This is a genomic window from Serinicoccus sp. CUA-874, assembly GCF_001942225.1.
Lineage (GTDB): Bacteria > Actinomycetota > Actinomycetes > Actinomycetales > Dermatophilaceae > Ornithinicoccus > Ornithinicoccus marinus.
In genome coordinates this window covers 1-1,565 of sequence record NZ_MKJZ01000028.1, presented here as the reverse complement: position 1 = coordinate 1,565, position 1,565 = coordinate 1, and the positions used below count along the sequence as shown (strand labels likewise).

The window sequence follows — 1,565 nt, the reverse complement described above, 5'->3', positions numbered from 1 at the left end:
CGTCCGCTACATCGGCCAGACCCTCCTCACCCACTACCCCGGACGCTGGCGCTACAGCGAAGGTGAGAAGCGCAAGAACAATCCCTTCTCCGGACGAGCCGTCATCACCCGCGACCACCCCGACACCCTCGGCCCCATCTCCACGGTGCCGGAAGTCAGCATCGGAGCCGTCCTGCGCTACCGCGACCCCGAATGCGTCACCGAGGATGCTGAGCGGTACGCCCCACGCCACCTGCGCCGCAAGAGTGGCTAGTCAGCAGTTCCTGGTGTTGCGCTGGCCCTCATCCGCCCCTTCTCGGGAACGACCTGAAAGCCACAAAGACCAGACTCGGCCAACACCCGGACGAAGTCGGCTACGCAGCGGATCATCAGCAGCGCCGAGGAACCGGAAAACTCCTCCTGTCACGCACAGAGGATGACCGCTGGACGGTCGCGGCGTACGAGCGGGACCACATTCTGCACCCTCGCTACTTCGACACAGAAGTCATGGCGATCCGCTGGGTCTATCGCTCTAACGGTGTAAGTGGCCCTATCGCCCCGGTTGGGGCAGGAGGGTCGACATGACCGAGACACTGGTGGCTGTGAGTCCACCTTCACCGAAGAAGAACGAGGACCAGGAACCGGGTCCGCTCGAGCAGCAGGAACCGGGCGGTGAGGCATTCGGGGTGATCCCGGATGCCGGACCGGACCGGGAGCTGACGGCAGCGGAGATGGCTGTCACCCAGCAGATGGTCCGCCAGGCCAAGGAGGCCGGCGTGGCGCTGACCGGCCCCGACGGGTTGCTGAAGGCGTTGACCAGGACCGTCATTGAGACGGCGCTGGATGAGGAGCTGTCCGAGCACCTCGGGTATGACAAGCACGCCCCGGAGGGCCGCAACCGCGGCAACTCCCGCAACGGCACCCGGACCAAGACCGTGCTGACCGACAACTGCGGCCCGGTGGAGGTGACCGTCCCGCGGGACCGGGACGGCTCCTTTGAACCGCAGCTGGTCAAGAAGCGTCAACGGCGCCTGTCCGACCTGGACGAGCTGGTCCTGTCGCTGTACGCCAAGGGCCTGACCACCGGAGAGATCTCCGCCCACCTGTCCGAGGTCTACGGCGCCTCGGTGTCCAAGGACACGATCTCGCGGATCACCGACCGGGTGATCGACGAGATGACCGCCTGGTGGGCGCGCCCGTTGGAGCGGGTCTACGCCGCGATCTTCATCGACGCGATCGTGGTCAAGGTCCGCGATGGCCAGGTCCGCAACCGCCCGTTCTACGCCGCGATCGGGGTCGACCTCGACGGGCACAAGGACATCCTGGGCATGTGGGCCGGTGACGGCGACGGAGAGTCGGCTAAGTACTGGCTGGCGGTGCTGACCGAGCTGCGCAACCGCGGTGTCAAGGACGTCTTCTTCGTCGTGTGCGACGGCCTGAAAGGGCTGCCGGACAGCGTGAACGCGGTCTTCCCCGAGGCGATCGTGCAGACCTCGTCTGTGCACCCTAGGGGTGGCCAGATGGTCTGGCTGGTTGTCTGCGCCGCCGCGGGTAGGACCTATGCAGACGCGTTGCCTTCGAGGTCC

2 protein-coding genes are annotated in these 1,565 nt (G+C 66.2%); both read left to right on the top strand.

Features of this window, described 5'->3' with window-relative positions; translation table 11 throughout:
* A partial coding sequence (locus tag BJF80_RS18825; RefSeq protein ID WP_158068507.1) for a hypothetical protein occupies positions 1 to 253 on the top strand: 253 nt, incomplete at its 5' end.
* 457 nt (positions 254 to 710) lie between these two features.
* Positions 711 to 1,565: IS256 family transposase (locus BJF80_RS08860; protein WP_321166373.1), on the top strand; the 855-nt coding region annotated here is incomplete at its 3' end.